The organism is Ruegeria sp. HU-ET01832 (assembly GCF_040371315.1).
GTDB lineage: Bacteria > Pseudomonadota > Alphaproteobacteria > Rhodobacterales > Rhodobacteraceae > Ruegeria > Ruegeria lacuscaerulensis_A.
The window spans coordinates 194,459-213,284 of record NZ_BAABWL010000006.1 but is presented as its reverse complement, the minus strand read 5'-3'; the positions used below and the strand labels follow the sequence as shown (position 1 = coordinate 213,284).

Here is an 18,826-nt window from a genome sequence, read left to right as displayed (position 1 = left end):
ACGGCGCGGTTGCGCAATTGCGGACCGCTCGCATAGGCTGACCGGAACGGCTTTGGGAGGAGTTGTTCTTGGATCTACTCATTTCTGTCGGCCTGCCCCTGTCGCTGGCCATTATCATGCTATCTCTGGGCGTAGGACTTGAGATTGCAGATTTCCGCCGCGTCCTGACACGCGGCTACCCCTTTGCTATCGGCGCGCTGTGTCAGGTCGTGCTGCTGCCAATATCGGCCTTTGCCACAGTCAAACTGTTCGCGCTGCCGCCCGAAATTGCGGTGGGGTTTATGATCCTCAGCTTCTGCCCCGGCGGTGTGACTAGCAATATCCTTTCCAAACTGGCCAAGGGGGACGTGGCCCTTTCGGTCAGCCTGACGGCAGTGATCAGCCTGCTGTCGATGCTGACAGTGCCACTTCTGGCTGCGTGGTCGATCGCGCATTTCATGGGGGCCGACGCCCCCGAGGTCTCGATCACCGGACTGGCAATCGCCATGTTCCTGATCACCACCCTGCCCGTCGCAATCGGCATTAGCATTCGCCATTTCGCAACGGGATTTGCAAACCGGATCGAGAGCGGCTTGTCCAAGTTGGCAACGTTCTTGTTCGTGCTCGTGGTTCTGGCTGCATTGGCCGCCAATTGGCAGACATTCACCGAAAATCTCGGGATCATGGGCGGCGGCCTGATCACCCTGAACATTGCACTACTGCTGATCGGTCTGGGGATTGCCAAAGCCGCGAACCTGTCATGGGATGAGGCCAAGACCGTTTCGATCGAAACAGGCATTCAGAACTCGACCCTGGGCATCACGTTAGCTGCTTTGATCACTGGCACCGAAAGCGGATTTAGCCCGCTGGCCCTTCCGTCGGCCGTTTACGGGATCACGATGTATGTCGTGGCCGTACCCTTCCTCCTATGGTTCCGCCGAAAGGACGTCGCATGACCAATAACACTGCAGATGCCATCGTAGTGGGGGCTGGGCTGGCGGGGCTTGCCGCAGCTGCCGAGCTGGGAGACCGGGGTAAAAAGGTCATCATCGTCGATCAGGAACCGGCGCACTTTCTGGGCGGGCAAGCATTCTGGAGCCTTGGCGGGCTGTTCATGATCGACACCCCGGAACAGCGCCGCATGGGTATCCGCGACAGCCACGACCTGGCCTTGCGCGATTGGATGGGCAGCGCGCAGTTCCACCGGGATGAGGACGCATGGCCGCGCAAATGGGCCGAGGCTTATGTGGAATTCGCCGCAGGCGAGATGCGTCCGTGGCTGCACGATATGGGTCTGCGCTGGTTCCCCGTGGTCGGCTGGGCCGAGCGCGGCGGGTCATATGCGGATGGACATGGCAACTCGGTCCCTCGGTTCCACATCACATGGGGCACCGGTCCGGGTGTGCTGGAACATTTCATCCGCCGCGTGCGCGAACATGAGGATAACGGGCTGATCCAGATGAAGTTCCGCCATCAGGTCAGCCATATCATCATGCAGAACGGCTGCGCCAAGGGTGTCTCGGGCGAGGTTCTGGCTGATGACACCGCCCAGCACGGGGCCAAGACCAACCGCGACGAAGTGGGTGAGTTCGAGGTCTACGCGCCTTCGATCATCGTCAGCTCCGGCGGCATTGGCGGCAATTTCGAGATGGTGCGCAAGAACTGGCCCCGTGAACGGCTGGGAGAGCCGCCAAATGACATGGTCGCAGGTGTCCCCTTTCACGTTGATGGCCGTATGATTGCCATCAGCGAGAAAGCGGGCGGTCACGTGATCAATGGCGATAGGATGTGGCACTACACCGAAGGCGTGCGGAACTGGGATCCGATCTGGCCATCGCATGGCATCCGCATCCTTCCCGGACCAAGCTCTATGTGGTTTGACGCGACCGGCAACCGGATGAAGCCGCCCTGTTTACCGGGGTTTGACACGCTGGGTACGCTAAAGGAAATCCTGAAAACCGGCTATGAATACAGCTGGTTCGTGCTGACCCAGAAGGTGATCAAGAAGGAATTCGCACTATCTGGGTCCGAACAGAACCCCGACATGACCGAAGGCGGTTGGCGCGAAGTGCTGTTGCAGCGGATACTGACCGGATCAAAAGCCACCGCCCCGGTCGAGGCGTTCAAACAGCATGGCGAGGATTTCATTGTCGCCAATACGCTCAGCGAGTTGGTGCGTGGCATGAACCAGATGGGCGACGCCCCAATCGACGAGGACCATCTGCGCGCCCAGATCGAAGCGCGCGATTCACAGGTTGATAATCCCTTCACCAAAGATGCCCAGATGGCTGCCATTCTGGCCGCGCGCAACTATCGTGGCGACCGGCTGATCCGCACCGCCAAACCGCATAAGTTCCTTGATTCGAACAACGGTCCGCTGATCGCGGTCAAACTGCACGTTCTGACGCGCAAAACGTTGGGCGGGCTGCAGACCAACCTAGACAGCCAACTGATCGGGGCGGATGGTCAGGTCGTCCCCGGCCTGTTCGCGGCCGGAGAAGTCGCGGGCTTTGGCGGCGGAGGATACCACGGATACAACGCGCTTGAGGGCACGTTTCTGGGCGGCTGCATCTTCTCGGGCCGCAATGCCGGACGGTCGCGCGCTGTGGCCTGACTACTGCGCGCGGACGAATTTCAGAACGGGTTCTCCTGCCGCGTCCAACAGCACAAGGCTGTCTCCGGCCATTGCATAGCGGGTCACAGTCTGGAGCGCGGCAAGGAATCGATCTTCGACATCTTCAAGCTCGGGCGGGCATGCCATCAGGGTCGCAGCCATGTTGTCAGGGAAATTCAGGCTGTCACCACTGATTTCGGCCTGGCCCGAGAACCTGTTGCACCCGCCGGTACCGCCGAACGCGCCGCCCTGTGCAAAGGTAATCTGAGGCGGGCGTTTCGCGTCCACCACTTCTCCGTTAATGCCGATTGCTGTCCAGTTGGTGTCATCCAGACTTGCGGCTGGTTGCGAAGGAACCTTCACCAACAAAAGATCTGCCGTATCCCCGGCTCCTCGCGTCAGCACAGGGTTCACCGTATCTGTTGTGAACAGCAGTTTGTTGCCATGGTAGATTGAGCCTCGGACGGCATATGTCCGGCCATCTTGAATCAGCGCGTCATCATAGGTCAGCTGGTAGTCGGCAGGGACACTGGTCAACGCATAGCGCTGAGACGCAAGCGTCACTGCAGGCGCATCAGCCAGAGAAATATCCTGCAGTTCGACGTAAAGAGTCGCGTCCGGAAGCACTGCGATCCGCTCGCGATATGTGGCGGTCCCGGTAACGGTGCCCGCATGGCTTTGACTTCCCAGAATGGTCAGCGCAACTGCGCCAACGACGATGGCCTGGCCGAGCTTCGGAAAAGGCATGTTCCAATCCTTTCACATTCCTATTTGATAAAAAGATCGTGACTTGATCAGCGTTTACAAGCCCCCGGCATTTTATTCGGCAATTACGTGCCGTCGCTACAGCGGCCAGATCAGCGGAATCAGTAGCGACGCCAGAAGCCCCACGGTCAGGTTCAACGGCACACCCACCTTCAGAAAATCGGTGAACCGATACCCGCCGGGGCCGTAAACCATCATGTTGGTCTGATACCCGATTGGCGTCGCAAACGAGGCCGAGGCCGCGACCATAACCGCCACCACGAGCGGGCGCGCATCAATGCCCACCGCCTGCGCCAGACCGATAGCAATCGGCGTCACGACCACGGCCACCGCGTTATTTGACACAAGCTCGGTCAACACCGAGGTCAGCAGGTACACGGCCCAAATGATCAGGAAGGGCGGTAGAGAGCTTAAGCCGGGCGCAACCGCTTCGACAATCAGGGACACCGCACCAGATTTATCCAGCGCTGCGCCAATCGCCAGCATCGAGAAAATCAGCGCCAGCAGACGGCCTTCGACAAAGGAAAACGCCTCATCCGCGTCGATGCAGCGCGTCAGCAACACCGCCGCAACCGCGATGATCGACAACAGCAGGATCGGAGCAACGCCAAGCGCCGCCAGCACGACGATGCCAACAAGTGACCCGATCGCAATTGGCGCGTGACTGCGACGGAAAGCCCGAGCCGAAGGCTGCGACACGTCTACCATATCCATATCTGCGGCCAGTTTCTGAACATCCTCAGGCGAGCCTTCCAACAGCAGCGTATCCCCCACGCGCACAACCAGATCATCCAACTGCCGTCCGATATTCTGGTTCCGGCGATGCACAGCCAGCACATACACACCATAGCGCCGACGCAGACGCATCGCGCCCAGAGTTCTGCCCACCATTCGGCAACCGGGGGTGATCAAAACTTCGACCGTCTTGGTTTCGACCGCCGAAACCTGATCGACGCGCTTCAATTCCTTGTTGCTCTGAAGGCTCAGCAACTCGGTCATCTCGGTGCGCAAAACCACGCGGTCACCCAGCTTAAGCTCAACGCCCTTGAGGTTGCGACGCAGCGATTCATCGCCCCTAACCACGTCGATCAGACGCACGCCGGGACGTTTGAACAGCTGCACGCCTGTCACTTCGCGCCCGATCAGGTTGCTTTCTGGGGGAATAACTGCCTCGGTAAAGAACTTCATCTTCGAGCGGTCGCTTAGAAGTGAAGCCATGCTGTCGCGATCCGGTAGCAGGCGCGGCGCAATGAACCGCAGATAGACCATGCCGTAGATCACTAGTGCGATGCCCAATGGCGTGACCTCGAAGATGGTAAACGGGGCCATGCCCTGCGACCGGGCCACACCATCCACCAACAGGTTGGTCGACGTGCCGATCAGCGTCAGCGTTCCGCCCAGAATCGCGGCATAGCTGAGCGGGATCAGCAGCTTTGAGGCCGGCACGTTCAGCGTCCGCGCAATCTGCACAAAGACCGGGATCATCACCACGACCACGGGCGTATTCGACACCACGGCCGAAGCCAAAACGACAAAAGCCATCAGAAGACCGATGGCAAAGCGCGGGTTCACCTGCGCCTGCTTTTGCGCGGTGGAGGTAAACGCATCCAGCGCGCCGGTACGCACAAGCGCCCCCATGATGATGAACATCGCCGCAATGGTCCACGGCGCGGGGTTGGACAGCACGGCCAGCGCGCTTTGGTAAGGCAAGATACCGGTCAGCAGCATGACGGCCACGCCGCCAATAGCCACCACTTCAGTTGGGTAGATCTCGCGCAAGAACATGATGAACATGCCCGCGACAACCATCAGCGCCAGTATCGCGCTGCCCGTCTCTGTCAGTTGGATGAATTGCATTCCTGGTGTGTCCGACCTCTGGCCCGGCGGTCAGTTTCACGCATTGCGCGAGACAGAGCAAGCCTTACTGCGGCCCCGCCTGCTGCAATCGCCCGCCAACACGCACCATATGCACAGATTTTGCCTGCCCGTCGCGATCATCGGTCTCGACAAACACGCCGCTTAAGGTGGCCTCACCATTGGCGGGGGTGAACCGCGCCTTGGGCATCCCGGTGATAAAGCGGCGCATCGGCTCGACCTTATCCATACCTATGACCGAGTCGTAGTCGCCGCACATCCCCGCATCGGTCAGATAGGCCGTCCCGCCGGGCAGAATCTGCGCGTCACCTGTAGGCACATGTGTGTGCGTGCCGACCACAAGGCTGGCGCGCTTGTCGCAATAGTGACCCATCGCCATCTTTTCCGACGTCGCCTCGCAATGCATATCGACAATGATCGCATTCGCCTGCCCGCCACGCGGGTGGGACTTCAGGATCGGCTCAACACCCGAGAACGGATCGTCAAAGGGCCGCTTCATAAAGACCTGCCCCAGCACCTGCACCACCAGCACCTTGCGACCCCCCGGCGCGTTGAACAAACGATGCCCCCGCCCGGGCGCGCCTTTGGCGAAGTTCAAGGGGCGCACGACGCGCGGCTCTTTCTCGATGAATTGCAGCATATCTTTCTGGTCGAACGCATGATCGCCCAGCGTCAGGCAATCGGCCCCCGCATCCAGCAGCAGCTTGGCGTGATCGCCGGTCAGCCCCATCCCGTTCGACGCGTTCTCGCCATTGACCACAACAAAATCCAGCCGCCATTCATCGCGCAGACGTGGCAAATGTTGTTGAATGGCCGTGCGTCCTGCACGGCCCATAACGTCACCCAGAAACAATATTCTCATACGAACCGTCCTAAGTGTGGCCTCGGCCAAGCACAAGTGGTTAAACTGCCGCCATAACGCAGTGAAACATATTGCATCAGGAGACATTCATGACCCGCTACATCCTCTCGGCCGCTTTACTGACCCCGTTGGCCGCCTGTGACCCCACCCCCGGGCCTGAGGTCGGACTGGCCAATCCTGCGGCTACGTTCTGCGTCGAAAAAGGCGGCACATATGATATCGTGGACGGCGCCGAGGGACAGACCGGAACCTGCACCCTGCCCGACGGGTCAAAACAAGACGCGTGGGAGTTCTTCCGCGCAGAAAACATGGGCTAACTTAAAACGTCAGAACCCGGCTTTCGGTGATCACCATATCCAGCGGTTGATCTGTCGGTTCCAGCGGCAGCCCTTCCGCTTCTTGAGCATCAAAGGCGAACCCGATGGCCAGCGTCGGGCGTTGGGCCCGCAGCCCTTCCAGCGTGCGGTCATAAAACCCGCCCCCATAGCCCAGACGCCCGCCTTGTGCATCAAACGCCACCAGCGGCACGATCAGTATCTCGGGGTCGAAATAGTCGTCGACCTCGGGCACTTTGGCGCCGAACGGGCCGTCTTTCAGTGCGCCCTCGGGCGTCCAGCGGGAAAACTTCAGCGGCTGCGCGGCGGCTTGAATGACCGGCACCCCGACCGGGCCATAGGCCGAAGCCTCGGCCATAGCGGGCAGTGGATCAATTTCGGTGCGGATTGGCATATAGCCCGAGATCGGTACGCCCCGGTACCCAGCCAGCACTTCGGATAAACGTCCGGCCGCACCGGGAAGCCGCGCGTCAAATGCGGCCTTGCGGCGCGCAAAAGCCGCCTTACGCGCGGCGGCTTTGATTTCGGTCAGATCGGTCACAGTAGCACCACGCTGGCAAGCCCCAGAAAGATGAAGAACCCCATGACATCCGTGGTGGTGGTCACAAAAGTCCCCGACGCCAGCGCAGGGTCAACGCCCAGACGGTCCAGCACCACCGGTACTACCGTACCTGCAAAGCCCGCGATGACCATGTTCACGACCAAGGCCGACCCGATCACGACACCCAGCATCGGAGAATCGAACCACATCATCCCCACTGTGCCCAGCACGACGGCAAAACACAGCCCGTTCAGCATCCCCACCAGCAATTCCCGCCGGATCACCCGCATCACGTTTGCCGCCGTCAAGTCGCGCGTGGCCAGCGCCCGCACGGCCACGGTCAGCGACTGCGTGCCCGCATTGCCGCCCATTGAGGCCACAATCGGCATCAGAATGGCCAGCGCCACCAGTTGATCAATCGCCGCCTCGAACTGCGAAATCACCAACGAGGCACAAATAGCCGTACACAGGTTCACGGCCAGCCACGGCAGACGCCGCTTGCTGGTCGCCGCCACACTGTCCGAGATCGAGCTTTCGTCACTGACCCCAGCCAGACGCAGGATATCTTCCTCGTGTTCTTCATCCAGCACGACCATGGCGTCGTCGATGGTGATCACGCCGACCAACCGCCCATCTCCATCCACCACTGGGGCTGAGATCAGGTGGTATTGGTTGAACGCATAAGCCACGTCTTCCTCGTCCTGATCTACGGGGATCGTGTGAAACTCTTCTTCGGCGATGTCATGCAGGGGAACATCGCGACGTGTCGCCATCAGCTTGCCCAAAGTCACCTGCGCCACAGGCTTAAGGCGCGGGTCGACCAGCACCACGTGATAGAACTGCTCGGGCAGATCATCGTTAGCGCGCATGAAGTCGATGGCCTGCCCTACCGACCAATGCTCGGGGGCCATGACCACCTCGCGCTGCATGAGGCGACCGGCCGAGTTCTCGGGGTAGGACAGCGCCTGCTCGGCAGCGACACGTTCGGAATCCTCCAGTACGTCAAGGATGGCTTCCTGCTGCGGTTCTTCGAGGTCTTCCAGCAGGTCGACAACATCATCGCTTTCCATGTCGCGCACAGCGTCGGCCAGAACGTCCGGGCGCAGGACGCCGATCACCTCTTCGCGGATCGCCTCATCCAGTTCCGACAGGATGTCGCCGTCGAATTCCTTGTCATATAGCCGGATCAGGCGGGCACGGTCGTAAGGGTTGATCTGTTCCAGCAGGTCGGCGATGTCGGCGGCGTGCAGCGGCTCCATCAGCTCGACCAGCTTGTCGCGGTCATCTACATCAACCGCGTAGAGAATGGCCGCCACGGTCCGCCGGTCCAGCGCATAGACGTCCTCGTCGCTGGTTGTCTCGGTTACGGGTTCATCAAAGCCTGTGGTCATGTCTGCCCCCGTGTTCTGGTCATTGGCCTCTAATTAGAAGAAGCAGCTACCGGAAAACAATGACAATGCGGCGATTTACCGACAAGTTTCGCCGCCCTATGGTGTTTCCACACCCCATACAGGCGGAGATGACAAAAAATGGCGCAAAAAACGCTGCTGAAAGGCCGTGTGCTGAGCTTTGAGGGCTCGCCCTTTGACGGCAACCCCACTGATGCGGTGAAAATCAGTGAGGCGGTTCTGATCGACGGCGACCGCATTGCTGGCGTAGGGGAGGCCACTCGCCTGCGCGCAGATCACCCTGAGGCGGCGGTCGTCGATCACGGACAGCACGTGATCATGGCGGGGTTCGTGGATGCGCATGTGCATTACCCGCAGACAGCGATGATCGCCAGCTGGGGCAAACGCCTGATCGACTGGCTGAACACCTATACCTTCCCCGAAGAGATGAAGTTCGGCGACCCGACCTATGCCGCCGAGATTGCCAACCGCTATTTGGACCTGACGGCGGCACACGGCACAACGACCATGTGCAGCTTTTGCACCATTCATCCCGAAAGTGTGGACGCGTTTTTCACCGCAGCCCAGGCCCGCAATCAGCGGGTGGTCGCGGGGAAAACCTGTATGGATCGCAACGCGCCCGACGGGCTGCGGGACACGGCGCAGACCGCCTATGACCAGTCGCAAGCGCTGTTGGAGAAATGGCACGGCATCGACAGGTTGTCCTATGCCATCACGCCACGCTTTTCACCCACCTCGACCCCTGAACAGCTTGAGGCCATGGGCGCGCTTTGGGCCGAGCATCCTCATTGCCTGATGCAGACCCATCTGAGCGAGCAGACCGATGAGATCGCATGGGTCCGCGAGCTGTTCCCCGAGGCGCGGGATTATCTGGATACCTACGAGAAATTCGGCCTGCTGGGATCGCATGGCGTCTACGGCCATGTCATCCATTTGGAGGCGCGCGAACGGGATCGTCTGCGCGAGGTGGACGCGGCGCTGATCCATTGCCCGACCTCGAATACGTTCATTGGCTCGGGCCTGTTCGACATGACCGGGTTGATGCGCGACGGGCACCGGGTCGGGTTGGCCACGGATACGGGCGGCGGGTCGAGCTTTTCGATGCTGCACACGATGGCCTCGGCCTATGAGATCGGCCAGCTGCGCGGTGCGCCTCTGCACGCGGCGCAGCTGTTGTGGTTGGGCACCGTGGGATCGGCGCGGTCGCTGCGGCTGGACGACCGGATCGGAAACGTTGAGCCGGGTATGGAAGCGGATCTGGTTGTGCTTGATCTGGCCTCAACCCCTGCTATCGCCCAGCGCGAAGCTTGTGCGGACGATATATGGGAGGCGATCTTTCCCACCATCATGATGGGTGACGACCGCGCCATAGCAGAGGTCTGGGTCGGGGGGCGGGCTGTTTCAGTTTGATGGGCTTGCGGCCCATGCCTCCGGCGGGGATATTTTTGGTCAGATGAAAAGCGGATCCGCACCTAGCCCGCCAACGCGCGGGCGAGGCGGTTTTGGGTTTCGATGATTTTGGGCAGGTCCAGCGTTGTGATCTGCCCATCGCGCACGATTTGGCGGCCTTCGACGAACAGGTGTTTGACCTTCATCGGACCGGACAACAACAGCGCGGCCTTGTCCCAGCTGCCTGCGCTTTCGATGCCACGCGTGTCCCAGATCGCAATGTCGGCGCGTTTTCCGGGCTCTAGCCGGCCACAATCAGGGCGGTTCAGCACATCCGCACCGCCGCGCGTGGCGATTTCCAGTGCCTCGCGGGAAGACATCGCATCGGCTCCGTTTGCGACCCGTTGCAGCAGCATGGTTTGCCGGGCTTCAAGGATCAGGCTGCCATTGTCATTGCTGGCCGAGCCGTCCGCGCCCAGACCCACCGGAACGCCGCGATCCCGCATCGCCCGGACCGGGGCGATCCCAGACCCCAGACGGCAATTCGAACAGGGACAATGGGAGACGCCGGTTTGCGTGCGGGCGAACAGGTCAATCTCGGCCCCGTCCAGCTTAACGCAATGGGCGTGCCAGACGTCCGAACCCGTCCAGCCCAGATCCTCGGCATATTGCCCCGGACGGCAGCCGAATTGGGCCTGAGAATAGGCGATATCCTCGTCATTCTCGGCCAGATGGGTGTGCAGCATCACGCCCTTGTCCCGCGCCAGAACAGCTGTATCCCGCATCAAGTCGCAGCTGACCGAGAACGGCGAACAGGGGGCCAGCCCGACGCGGCACATTGCGCCTTCGGACGGATCATGGAAGGCGTCCACCACGCGGATCATGTCGTCTAGGATTGCCTGTTCCTTTTCAACCAAAGCGTCCGGTGGCAAGCCCCCGTCGCTTTCGCCAATGCTCATCGCGCCTCGGGTCGGGTGAAAACGCAGGCCAATCTCGGCCGCCGCGGCTATGGTATCGTCCAATCTTGCGCCGTTGGGGTAAAGATACAGGTGATCCGAACTCAGGGTGCAGCCCGACAAAGCAAGCTCGGCCAGCCCGATCTGAGCCGAGACAAACATCTCTTCCGGCCCAAATCGTGACCAGATCGGGTAGAGCGTCTGCAACCACCCAAACAGCAATGCATTCTGTCCATTGGGAACCGCCCGCGTGAGCGTCTGATAGAGGTGGTGGTGCGTATTAACCAGACCCGGCGTGACGACGCATCCGGCTGCATCGTGCACGTCCCCCAGCGCTGTCAGCCCATGGCCAATCGCTGCAATCTGACCGCCCCGGACCAAGATATCCGCACCCGCCAGTTCACGGCGCGCGTCATCCATGGTCAGGATTGAATCTGCGTTTTTGATAAGGAATTCTGTCACTTCGCCCTCCTTGCACATGCCCGTTTCATGCATGGAGTGCGATGGCTGGCGGAAAACGGGCTCAAGAACCAGCGGGATGAACGCTACCTGACCATCGCCCCCGCATCAACCTGTTTCAAACGTCGTGCAGAATGGCCAGCGCCTTGGCATGCAGGTCAGCATTCGCCGCAGCAAGCACGCGTCCACCCTGATGTGCCGGGCCACCTTGCCAATCAGTTACGATACCGCCTGCAGCCTCGATCACTGCGATGGGTGCCTGAATATCATAGGCATTCAAGCCGCATTCAATCACCAGATCGACCTGCCCCGCTGCCAACAACGCGTAGGCATAACAATCCATGCCGTAACGTGTCAGGCGTACGTGCTGCGCTACGGATTCAAATCCTGCGCGTTCTTCCGAAGTTCCCACCTCGGGGAACGTGGTAAACAAAACGGCTTGATCCAGCGTTTCTGTCGCGCGCGTCTTCAAAGGTAGCGTACCAGTCGGACCTGAGACCTCGGCAGTATCCGCCGACCCTATGAAACGCTCGCCAATATAGGGCTGATCAATCACCCCCATGACGGGTCCGTCCTGAGTGCTGAGGGCAATCAGAACCCCCCAAGTCGGAGTACCACTGATGAAGCCTCGGGTTCCGTCGATCGGATCCAACACCCAGGTTCGACCGCTGAGACCCTCGACCTGCCCATATTCTTCGCCAAAAATGCCATCGTCTGGACGGTGACGCGCCAGAACCGCCCGCATGGCTTGTTCCGCCGCCCGATCCGCGACAGTGACCGGGTCAAACCCGTCAGTCAGCTTGTTCGAGGTTTCCAGATCCGGTTTCCGGAAAAAAGGAAGAATGACCTCGCGCGCGGCGTCGGCCATTTCCTGTGCTACTTCTATGTCACTGAGCGAGATCTGTTGCATGCGACACCCGTGAGGATCACCGGCATCAGAGTCAACCCGCTAATTCAAGCAACGTCGCTGAGAACCCGAGCCAGTTCGAAAAGACGGCGGCGCTGGTTTTCAGGAATCGCATAATACGAGCGGACCAGATCCAGTGCTTCCTTGTCCCCCATCAGATCCGCAGGAACCGATTTCTTGCCAGCGGTTTCTTTTTCAGCCTCTTCCAGACCTTCAAAGAAAAAGCTGACCGGAACATCTAGTGCCTCGGCAATGTCCCACAGGCGGGATGCGCTGATTCGGTTAGCCCCTGTTTCATACTTCTGGATTTGCTGAAACTTGATACCAACCTGCTGCGCCAGCTGCTGTTGAGTCATCCCAATCAGCCAACGGCGATGCCGTACGCGCTTGCCCACATGGACATCGACGTGATGGGTCATCGGTATTCTCCTCTACTACACACAACTCCCAGGGACGCACGGCGTACACCACCACCGCATCACTAGCGAGTCGCGCTTAACCACTCCCTAATTTGGAACATGCCCCCAAATCAGCACCATAGCGCAATATTGCGCCTTTTGGTGATTTTTTCAAGCGGGTTGAATCGAGATTACCCAACAATGGTTTACGGTTGTGCAATCGCAATAGACATAAACGCATACACGCATTGCAATATTATGTAATTCCTGCGCTGCCTTAGGTTGTCTCGCCCGGTAATGAATTGACAACGGCAGGACAAACCGAATCTATGCCGCAAACACGGAGCGAGTTGATGCAGGCTTTTAGAATCGAAACCACCGGGGCCGAACCCCGGCTGTGCAATCTGGATATACCCGAGCCCGGTCCAGGACAGATTCGCGTTGCCATCAAAGCCTGTGGCCTGAATTTTGCCGATCTGTTGATGCAAAAGGGTACGTATCAGGACACGCCTCCGGCCCCATTCACCCAGGGCATGGAAATCGCTGGGATTGTCGACAGCTGCGGGCCTGACGTCACGCACCTTAATCCGGGCGATCGCATCGCCATCTATTCAGGCCAAGGTGGGCTAGCCGAGTATGGTGTATTCGAGGCTGCGCGGGCGATCCCGATGCCAGACAGCATGAGCTTTGAAAACGCCGCCGCGATCCAGATTGCCTACGGAACAGGGCATATGGCTTTGGATCACAGAGCGCAGCTACAACCGGGCGAAACACTTTTAGTCACCGGCGCCGCCGGAGGCGTTGGCTTAACTGCGGTTGAAATCGGCAAACTTATGGGGGCTACCGTCATCGCGCAAGCACGTGGCTCTGAAAAGTTGGAGGTGGCCCGCAAGGCGGGAGCTGATCACTTGATTGATAGCTCTGAAGACCTTCGCATGCGGGTCAAGGAACTGGGCGGCGCTGATGTCGTCTATGATGCAATCGGCGGCGATGTGTTCAAAGCCGCATTTCGCGCCACAAACCCCGAAGGAAGATTAGTGCCAATCGGCTTCGCCGGCGGCGAAGTCCCGCAAATCCCAGCGAATCATCTGCTGGTCAAAAACCTGACCGTCATAGGTTTTTATATCGGTGGGTATCTGAACTTCCGCCCGGAAATCGTGCAAAAGAGCTTTCAAACCCTGTTCCAGTGGCATACCGAAGGGCGCATAAAACCTCATATCAGTCATATGTTTCCGCTGACCGAAGCAGCCAGAGGTTTGCAGATGCTACGGGATCGGACCGCGACCGGAAAGGTCGTGATCACTATCTGACCACCCTACCCCGCGACCGCCTTCAAGGGCGTGCCGACCAACATGCGGAAATTTTGACGGACCAAAGCAGCCAAGGCCTCGACCACATCACCTCGGCCCGCCTCTCCACCGTATAGGTTGATCATCTGCACAGGCAGATCGGGCAAAGCACCGCCGGAGTCGATAAGCTCGAGATGTGCGGCCTCGGTCCCTTCCAGCATCGCGCTTACAGCCAAGTCGGCACTGACCGTTGCCTCGATTGTACGATCATCTTCGGCGTCGACGGTCAGTTCCCAGGGAATGTCCTGTGCGTCAAGGGCGCTGATCACCTTGGGTCGGAAAAGGCACCGGCGCCCCTCGGCCAAGGGCAATGGACGCTTACGCCAAGCAGACCCATTCGGCGCACCGACCCAGCGCAAAGGCAATTCTGCGATCGATTCAGCACCATCGGCCGCCCCGCCCTCGGTTGTCAGGATCAAATCACATTCGCCTTTCTTGAACATATCCTTGAGCTGCAATGAGAAAGACGACACCAGTTGGATGCGCACCCGAGGGAAATCTGCATTGAACTGCTTCAAAACACGCGGAATGGCCGGGTATACGATGTCATGCGGTACACCAAGCACGACTTCTCCCTCATAGGCTTGGTCCGTCAGCTTCGAGATCACCTCATCATTCAAAGCGACCATACGCCGTGCGTACGCCAACAGCTGTTCGCCCGAGGGTGTCAGCGCAATGGTCCGACCGCTGCGGTCCAACAGATCCAGACCCAAAAGCTCTTCCAAACGCTTCAGCTGCATTGAGACGGCAGATTGCGTCAGATGCAGGAACCCGGCGGCGCGGGTTACTCCGCCTTGGTCGGCTACAGCCACGAAGGATCGCAGCGTCGTAATATCGAGATTTCGCATCTTCACGATTCCTTATGGATCAGATCAAAAACATTCATTTTTAAAATGTGTCATACCACGCCATATAAATCAAGGAAGTTGATGAGACAGGCGATATTCATCGCAAATAGAGGAAAGGACATAAATTATGACCCAAGTTGCACTCCACCAGCCCTGTCCACCGCGCCGCCGGTTTGGCTTGAAAACCTTGCTGGACGCCGTGTCTTTGTATCGCCAGCGCTGCACCCTGGCTCGGCTGGATGCCCGCGCGTTGGAAGACATCGGAATCACCCGCGAACAGGCCGAGGCAGAGGCCTCGCGTAAAATCTGGGATGCGCCGGAATTCTGGCAAAGATGATTTTTAAATTGATCTTTTTTCCTGGAATGGCGATCCGCGTCAGCAGGTCGCCATTTTTGTTGTCAGTTTTAACCGGAATCCTGCGCTAAACCCTTGAAAGCTTGCTCGCAGTTGCCGATATTTGCGGGGAACGCCGCCCTCTCGCGGGCGCGCAAAGAATTAACGAAGGGAGACCCTTTTATGGCACAATTTGACACGATCCGGACGGCGGCCGGCGCGCGCGCTGCCCAGATTGACGAGGGCCTGCGCGCCCACATGAATAAAGTCTACGGCACCATGTCCGTCGGCATGCTGATAACATTTGCGGCGGCTTGGGCAATTGCCGGCCTGGCAACAACAACCGACCCATCGGCGGCAGCGGCGCAACTGAGTGCTGACAAATACCTGACATCGCTAGGTGCTGCCCTGTTTTCATCGCCGCTGAGATGGGTGATCATGTTCGCGCCGCTGGCCTTTGTTTTTGGCTTTAGCGCTGGGATCAACCGTATGTCGGCAGCAGCTGCGCAGACGGTATTCTATCTGTTCGCAGCCGTTATGGGCGTTTCGATCAGCTGGATCTTCTTGGTCTTTACCGGCGAGTCGATCATTCAGGTCTTCCTTATCACTGCCATCGCCTTTGCGGGACTGTCGCTGTATGGCTACACGACCAAGAAAGATCTGTCGGCGATGGGCACGTTCCTGATCATGGGCGTGATTGGTCTGATCGTAGCATCAATCGTGAACATCTTCATCGCATCCTCGGCCATGGCCTTTGCAATCTCGGTCATCGGTGTGCTGATCTTCGCTGGACTGACCGCATACGACACGCAGAACATCAAGACCACTTACCTGCAAATGGCCCATTCGGGTGATCAGGAATGGTTGGGTAAAGCAGCGATCATGGGCGCACTGAGCCTGTATCTCGACTTTATCAACATGTTTATGTTCCTGCTGCAGTTGTTCGGCAACCGCGAGTAAAACGGTCTTCAGACCACGCAATTCAGGGCGAGCCAATGGCTCGCCCTTTTTTTTCGCGGGCTATTTAGTACACCAAAAAAGGCCCCCACTATCCGGTGAGGGCCTTTTGTCTTAGACGGCTTAAAGAAAAGATCAGCTGCAGTTCAGAGGAACAGCAAAGCCCGAGCTGCGCTGCGACGACCCTTTGCGGAACACATTACCCGCAGGCAAACAACCAGTGAACTGTTCGGCGTTACGACCGAAAGCTGCGCCGATTTCGTTGTCGATACGGGTCGAGTTATTCGCGGTGCGTAAGACACCATACAGCGTTCCGTTTACGCTGACTGTGCTAAGGAACAGGTTTGTGTCTGAACCGGTCAGCACGACTGAATTGGCGTCACTGCGGCCGCCATTGTCAATCGCGATCCGCGCGATTTTCTGCGGGTCGGTTTCGCTTGTCGTCACGGGCACCGCCGGCAAGACGGCGAGTTCTGCGGGTACGTTCGTTGCCTCAGGCAGGAAGGCGACCGCACCCGGAACATCCGCAATTGTCCGGGGCTCACCATCAATGCCGGTAAAGCCGACACCTGAGCGGTTGTAAGGGTCTTCACAGGCCGCAAGGGCCAGAACGGTAGCTGTGGATAACAAGATTTTTTTCATGACGGCCAACATTTTGGAACGATTAGCTGAAGCGTATGAGAAAGGCGTTCCAAAAAGCAACCCGCAGCCGTAGCGAATAGCTTTACGGCTGATGCGCCGTTGCAACGGCACAGATGCAGCACAAGGTCGTCCGAGATCCACCATCCAACCAGTTTCAAACGAAAAAAGGCCCCGTAAACACGAGGCCTTCTAAGCTGTCCAAGAGGGACGGCAGATTACTTAATCTTGCCTTCCTTGTACTCGACATGTTTCCGAGCGACCGGATCGTATTTACGAATGGTCATTTTCTCGGTCATGGTACGCGCGTTTTTCTTGGTCACGTAGAAGTGGCCCGTGCCCGCGGTCGAGTTCAGACGGATCTTGATTGTCGTCGGCTTCGCCATGGTTATCTCCTGCGTCCGAAAAGGCAGGGGCCTTTCGGTTGAATTCCTATGAGCGTGCGCTTTTACCCGGTCGCACAGCCGAGTCAACCTGAATCGGTGTCTTTTCCGCACAATTCCATCTGACGCGCGACAGCCGAACCGTGTCGATTTGGTGGGATCGCGGTTCCGTGATACAGTTCTGCGGTCGGAGCAGGCCAAAAGGCTGCATTCCGGCGGGATGCACGAGGCATCGGATCACAGGCAAAACCCTGGGGCAGCGCGGTTTTATCATGCCGTACACTTGGGGGGCTATTATGACGGAATGGGAACTTCAGGCCGAGGAATTGGCCAATTGCAACTGCAACTTCGGTTGCCCGTGCCAATTCAGCGTTTTGCCGACGCATGGCAACTGCGAAGCGGTTGTTGTTTATGATATCCAAAGCGGCCACTACGGAGACACCGATCTTGCGGGAATCCGCGCGGCAGGCGTCTACTATTGGCCGGGCCCGATTCACGAAGGCAACGGCCAGATGCAATTGGTGATCGACGTCTCGGCCTCGGCCGATCAGCGGGCGGCGATGCAAGCTATCATGACTGGTCAGGACACGGATGAAATGGCGACATTCTGGTTCGTCTACAGTGCCATGGCACCAACCAAACACGAAACACTCTATGTACCGATCGAGTTGAGCTGGTCCCGCGAAGACCGCACAGGCCACGCAAAGGTTCATGGTGTCTTCGATCTTGAGGTCAATCCGATTCCACATATCGTATCGGGTCTGCCCCATCGGGCATCCATACAATTACCGAATGGTTTTGAATATCGTCAGGCCGAGGCCGCCTCGGGGAAAGCACAGACAACGGGTGGCGAGATCAGCCTGAGTTTTGACGCCACGCACGCGCATTTGGCGCATCTTAACATATCAGGCCACGGCGTTCTTGGCGCGTGAACAGGTGCGATCATGACCTCTGAGAACGAAGCGGCCTCGGCCGGAGCCATTGATCGTGTTTTACGCCATGACCGACTAATCGTGTTGCTGAGTGTCCTCGCAGTCGTCCTTGGCACTGCGTGGTACACAACAGTTGGCATTGGTATGAACATGTCCGCAGTGGACATGACCCGCATGGCCGGACCGATCGGAGAGCCAATGACAATGGCAGGTCAAACGGCGTGGTCCCTGCCCTACGCCATCCTTATTTTTCTAATGTGGTGGGTGATGATGGTCGCCATGATGACACCCAGCGCTGCTCCTACCGTTTTGCTTTATACCGCGATCAAACGCATGGGGCCTGAAAAGGCCCGGTCCGCTGTCCTGAGCATGGTTTTTCTGAGCGGGTATCTGGTGACTTGGGCGGCCTTCAGCGCATTGGCAACAGGAGCGCAATGGGGGTTGGAACAAGCCGGGTTATCCGACGGGCCGATGATGACGATCCGATCCCGAACCTTTGCCGGGATTATTCTGTTGGCGGCCGGGCTCTATCAACTGTCCAGCCTGAAAACTGCATGCCTGCGTCATTGCCGCAACCCTGCGCATTTTTTGGCCGACCACAGCAGACCGGGTGCAGTTGGCGCCTTTCGTACCGGCGCACTGCATGGGGCGTATTGCCTTGGGTGCTGCTGGGCGCTGATGCTGCTGCTGTTTGTTGGCGGCGTTATGAACCTTTATTGGATTGTCGGGATCGCCGTGTATGTCGCGCTGGAAAAACTTATCCCACATGCAAGATGGCTTGTTCCCCTGACCGGCATTGCCTTGATCGTATTCGGTGCTTGGTTGATCGCAGGGCTTTCGATTCCGGTGACGTGATCAAAATACTCGGCTTTCGGGGCCGGCCAACTTAAGGGTC

Annotated in this window: 20 protein-coding genes; 9 read left to right on the top strand and 11 right to left on the bottom strand. The window is 58.6% G+C overall.

The window, feature by feature from the left end; translation table 11 throughout:
- The first annotated feature begins 68 nt into the window (after nucleotides 1-68).
- On the top strand, nucleotides 69-935 hold the full coding sequence (locus ABWV79_RS18225; RefSeq protein WP_353393734.1) for a bile acid:sodium symporter family protein: 867 nt from the start codon (nucleotides 69-71) through the stop codon (nucleotides 933-935).
- Nucleotides 932-2,593: an FAD-binding dehydrogenase gene (locus tag ABWV79_RS18220; RefSeq protein WP_353393732.1), complete on the top strand. Its 1,662-nt coding sequence runs from the start codon at nucleotides 932-934 to the stop codon at nucleotides 2,591-2,593. Before ABWV79_RS18225 ends, ABWV79_RS18220 begins: the two co-directional genes overlap by 4 nt.
- Here ABWV79_RS18220 and ABWV79_RS18215 read toward each other — a convergent pair whose 3' ends face one another.
- From ABWV79_RS18215 to ABWV79_RS18205, 3 genes are all read right to left on the bottom strand, one after another.
- A complete protein-coding gene (locus ABWV79_RS18215; protein WP_353393730.1) occupies nucleotides 2,594-3,340 on the bottom strand; it encodes an META domain-containing protein in 747 nt (248 codons plus the stop codon).
- 96 nt (nucleotides 3,341-3,436) lie between these two features.
- Nucleotides 3,437-5,215 carry an SLC13 family permease gene (locus ABWV79_RS18210; RefSeq protein ID WP_353393728.1) on the bottom strand — a complete coding sequence of 593 codons (1,779 nt, stop codon included), beginning with the start codon at nucleotides 5,213-5,215 and terminating at the stop codon, nucleotides 3,437-3,439.
- A gap of 64 nt (nucleotides 5,216-5,279) precedes the next feature.
- Nucleotides 5,280-6,095: a TIGR00282 family metallophosphoesterase gene (locus ABWV79_RS18205; protein ID WP_353393726.1), complete on the bottom strand. Its 816-nt coding sequence runs from the start codon at nucleotides 6,093-6,095 to the stop codon at nucleotides 5,280-5,282.
- Nucleotides 6,096-6,184: 89 nt separating this feature from the next.
- Between ABWV79_RS18205 and ABWV79_RS18200 the strand changes: the two genes are divergently transcribed.
- On the top strand, nucleotides 6,185-6,412 hold the full coding sequence (locus tag ABWV79_RS18200) for a putative hemolysin (RefSeq protein ID WP_170352464.1): 228 nt from the start codon (nucleotides 6,185-6,187) through the stop codon (nucleotides 6,410-6,412).
- A gap of 1 nt (nucleotide 6,413) precedes the next feature.
- Here the strand turns inward: ABWV79_RS18200 and ABWV79_RS18195 are convergent, their stop codons facing one another.
- Both ABWV79_RS18195 and mgtE read right to left on the bottom strand, forming a co-directional pair.
- Nucleotides 6,414-6,971, bottom strand: coding sequence for a 5-formyltetrahydrofolate cyclo-ligase (locus tag ABWV79_RS18195; RefSeq protein WP_353393724.1), 558 nt, complete (start codon nucleotides 6,969-6,971; stop codon nucleotides 6,414-6,416).
- Entirely contained in the window at nucleotides 6,968-8,362 is a 1,395-nt protein-coding gene (mgtE, locus tag ABWV79_RS18190) for a magnesium transporter (protein WP_170352462.1), read from the bottom strand. The genes ABWV79_RS18195 and mgtE overlap by 4 nt, the downstream gene beginning before the upstream one ends.
- A 138-nt stretch (nucleotides 8,363-8,500) precedes the next feature.
- Between mgtE and guaD the strand changes: the two genes are divergently transcribed.
- Nucleotides 8,501-9,790, top strand: a complete 1,290-nt coding sequence (guaD, locus tag ABWV79_RS18185; RefSeq protein ID WP_353393722.1) for a guanine deaminase — start codon at nucleotides 8,501-8,503, stop codon at nucleotides 9,788-9,790.
- Nucleotides 9,791-9,852: 62 nt separating this feature from the next.
- Here guaD and ABWV79_RS18180 read toward each other — a convergent pair whose 3' ends face one another.
- From ABWV79_RS18180 to ABWV79_RS18170, 3 genes are all read right to left on the bottom strand, one after another.
- Complete coding sequence (locus ABWV79_RS18180; RefSeq protein WP_353393720.1) at nucleotides 9,853-11,187, bottom strand: 8-oxoguanine deaminase; 1,335 nt, start codon at nucleotides 11,185-11,187, stop codon at nucleotides 9,853-9,855.
- A gap of 115 nt (nucleotides 11,188-11,302) precedes the next feature.
- Nucleotides 11,303-12,094: a histidinol-phosphatase gene (gene hisN / locus ABWV79_RS18175; RefSeq protein WP_353393718.1), complete on the bottom strand. Its 792-nt coding sequence runs from the start codon at nucleotides 12,092-12,094 to the stop codon at nucleotides 11,303-11,305.
- 44 nt (nucleotides 12,095-12,138) lie between these two features.
- The gene (locus ABWV79_RS18170; protein ID WP_170352458.1) at nucleotides 12,139-12,510 is read right to left on the bottom strand and encodes a helix-turn-helix domain-containing protein; all 372 of its coding nucleotides are present in this window, start codon (nucleotides 12,508-12,510) and stop codon (nucleotides 12,139-12,141) included.
- 332 nt (nucleotides 12,511-12,842) lie between these two features.
- Here ABWV79_RS18170 and ABWV79_RS18165 point away from each other — a divergent pair, with 332 nt between their 5' ends.
- Nucleotides 12,843-13,799 (top strand): NADPH:quinone oxidoreductase family protein, encoded by a 957-nt coding sequence (locus tag ABWV79_RS18165; RefSeq protein WP_353393716.1) that lies wholly within the window; start codon nucleotides 12,843-12,845, stop codon nucleotides 13,797-13,799.
- Nucleotides 13,800-13,804: 5 nt separating this feature from the next.
- Here the strand turns inward: ABWV79_RS18165 and ABWV79_RS18160 are convergent, their stop codons facing one another.
- Nucleotides 13,805-14,686 (bottom strand): LysR family transcriptional regulator, encoded by an 882-nt coding sequence (locus tag ABWV79_RS18160; RefSeq protein ID WP_170352456.1) that lies wholly within the window; start codon nucleotides 14,684-14,686, stop codon nucleotides 13,805-13,807.
- Nucleotides 14,687-14,813: 127 nt separating this feature from the next.
- Here ABWV79_RS18160 and ABWV79_RS18155 point away from each other — a divergent pair, with 127 nt between their 5' ends.
- Together ABWV79_RS18155 and ABWV79_RS18150 are read left to right on the top strand one after the other, a co-directional pair.
- On the top strand, nucleotides 14,814-15,023 hold the full coding sequence (locus ABWV79_RS18155; protein WP_170352455.1) for a DUF1127 domain-containing protein: 210 nt from the start codon (nucleotides 14,814-14,816) through the stop codon (nucleotides 15,021-15,023).
- A 180-nt stretch (nucleotides 15,024-15,203) separates the two neighbouring features.
- Nucleotides 15,204-15,980: a Bax inhibitor-1/YccA family protein gene (locus tag ABWV79_RS18150; RefSeq protein ID WP_170352454.1), complete on the top strand. Its 777-nt coding sequence runs from the start codon at nucleotides 15,204-15,206 to the stop codon at nucleotides 15,978-15,980.
- Nucleotides 15,981-16,112: 132 nt separating this feature from the next.
- Here ABWV79_RS18150 and ABWV79_RS18145 read toward each other — a convergent pair whose 3' ends face one another.
- Nucleotides 16,113-16,619 carry a hypothetical protein gene (locus ABWV79_RS18145; RefSeq protein WP_170352453.1) on the bottom strand — a complete coding sequence of 169 codons (507 nt, stop codon included), beginning with the start codon at nucleotides 16,617-16,619 and terminating at the stop codon, nucleotides 16,113-16,115.
- A 215-nt stretch (nucleotides 16,620-16,834) separates the two neighbouring features.
- A complete protein-coding gene (gene rpmG, locus ABWV79_RS18140) occupies nucleotides 16,835-17,002 on the bottom strand; it encodes a 50S ribosomal protein L33 (RefSeq protein WP_010441901.1) in 168 nt (55 codons plus the stop codon).
- Nucleotides 17,003-17,295: 293 nt separating this feature from the next.
- Between rpmG and ABWV79_RS18135 the strand changes: the two genes are divergently transcribed.
- Both ABWV79_RS18135 and ABWV79_RS18130 read left to right on the top strand, forming a co-directional pair.
- Complete coding sequence (locus ABWV79_RS18135) at nucleotides 17,296-17,931, top strand: DUF1326 domain-containing protein (protein WP_170753217.1); 636 nt, start codon at nucleotides 17,296-17,298, stop codon at nucleotides 17,929-17,931.
- 12 nt (nucleotides 17,932-17,943) lie between these two features.
- Nucleotides 17,944-18,786 carry a DUF2182 domain-containing protein gene (locus ABWV79_RS18130; RefSeq protein WP_353393712.1) on the top strand — a complete coding sequence of 281 codons (843 nt, stop codon included), beginning with the start codon at nucleotides 17,944-17,946 and terminating at the stop codon, nucleotides 18,784-18,786.
- Nucleotides 18,787-18,826 lie beyond the last annotated feature (40 nt).

Coding starts and splice junctions, on each gene's coding strand:
- mgtE (WP_170352462.1), bottom strand. CDS start 8,362: ATGACCACAGGCTTTGATGAACCCGTAACCGAGACAACCAGCGACGAG.
- ABWV79_RS18150 (WP_170352454.1), top strand. CDS start 15,204: ATGGCACAATTTGACACGATCCGGACGGCGGCCGGCGCGCGCGCTGCC.
- ABWV79_RS18135 (WP_170753217.1), top strand. CDS start 17,296: ATGACGGAATGGGAACTTCAGGCCGAGGAATTGGCCAATTGCAACTGC.
- ABWV79_RS18210 (WP_353393728.1), bottom strand. CDS start 5,215: ATGCAATTCATCCAACTGACAGAGACGGGCAGCGCGATACTGGCGCTG.
- ABWV79_RS18160 (WP_170352456.1), bottom strand. CDS start 14,686: ATGCGAAATCTCGATATTACGACGCTGCGATCCTTCGTGGCTGTAGCC.
- guaD (WP_353393722.1), top strand. CDS start 8,501: ATGGCGCAAAAAACGCTGCTGAAAGGCCGTGTGCTGAGCTTTGAGGGC.
- ABWV79_RS18155 (WP_170352455.1), top strand. CDS start 14,814: ATGACCCAAGTTGCACTCCACCAGCCCTGTCCACCGCGCCGCCGGTTT.
- rpmG (WP_010441901.1), bottom strand. CDS start 17,002: ATGGCGAAGCCGACGACAATCAAGATCCGTCTGAACTCGACCGCGGGC.
- ABWV79_RS18170 (WP_170352458.1), bottom strand. CDS start 12,510: ATGACCCATCACGTCGATGTCCATGTGGGCAAGCGCGTACGGCATCGC.
- ABWV79_RS18165 (WP_353393716.1), top strand. CDS start 12,843: ATGCAGGCTTTTAGAATCGAAACCACCGGGGCCGAACCCCGGCTGTGC.
- ABWV79_RS18200 (WP_170352464.1), top strand. CDS start 6,185: ATGACCCGCTACATCCTCTCGGCCGCTTTACTGACCCCGTTGGCCGCC.
- ABWV79_RS18220 (WP_353393732.1), top strand. CDS start 932: ATGACCAATAACACTGCAGATGCCATCGTAGTGGGGGCTGGGCTGGCG.
- ABWV79_RS18215 (WP_353393730.1), bottom strand. CDS start 3,340: ATGCCTTTTCCGAAGCTCGGCCAGGCCATCGTCGTTGGCGCAGTTGCG.
- ABWV79_RS18145 (WP_170352453.1), bottom strand. CDS start 16,619: ATGAAAAAAATCTTGTTATCCACAGCTACCGTTCTGGCCCTTGCGGCC.
- ABWV79_RS18130 (WP_353393712.1), top strand. CDS start 17,944: ATGACCTCTGAGAACGAAGCGGCCTCGGCCGGAGCCATTGATCGTGTT.
- ABWV79_RS18205 (WP_353393726.1), bottom strand. CDS start 6,095: ATGAGAATATTGTTTCTGGGTGACGTTATGGGCCGTGCAGGACGCACG.
- hisN (WP_353393718.1), bottom strand. CDS start 12,094: ATGCAACAGATCTCGCTCAGTGACATAGAAGTAGCACAGGAAATGGCC.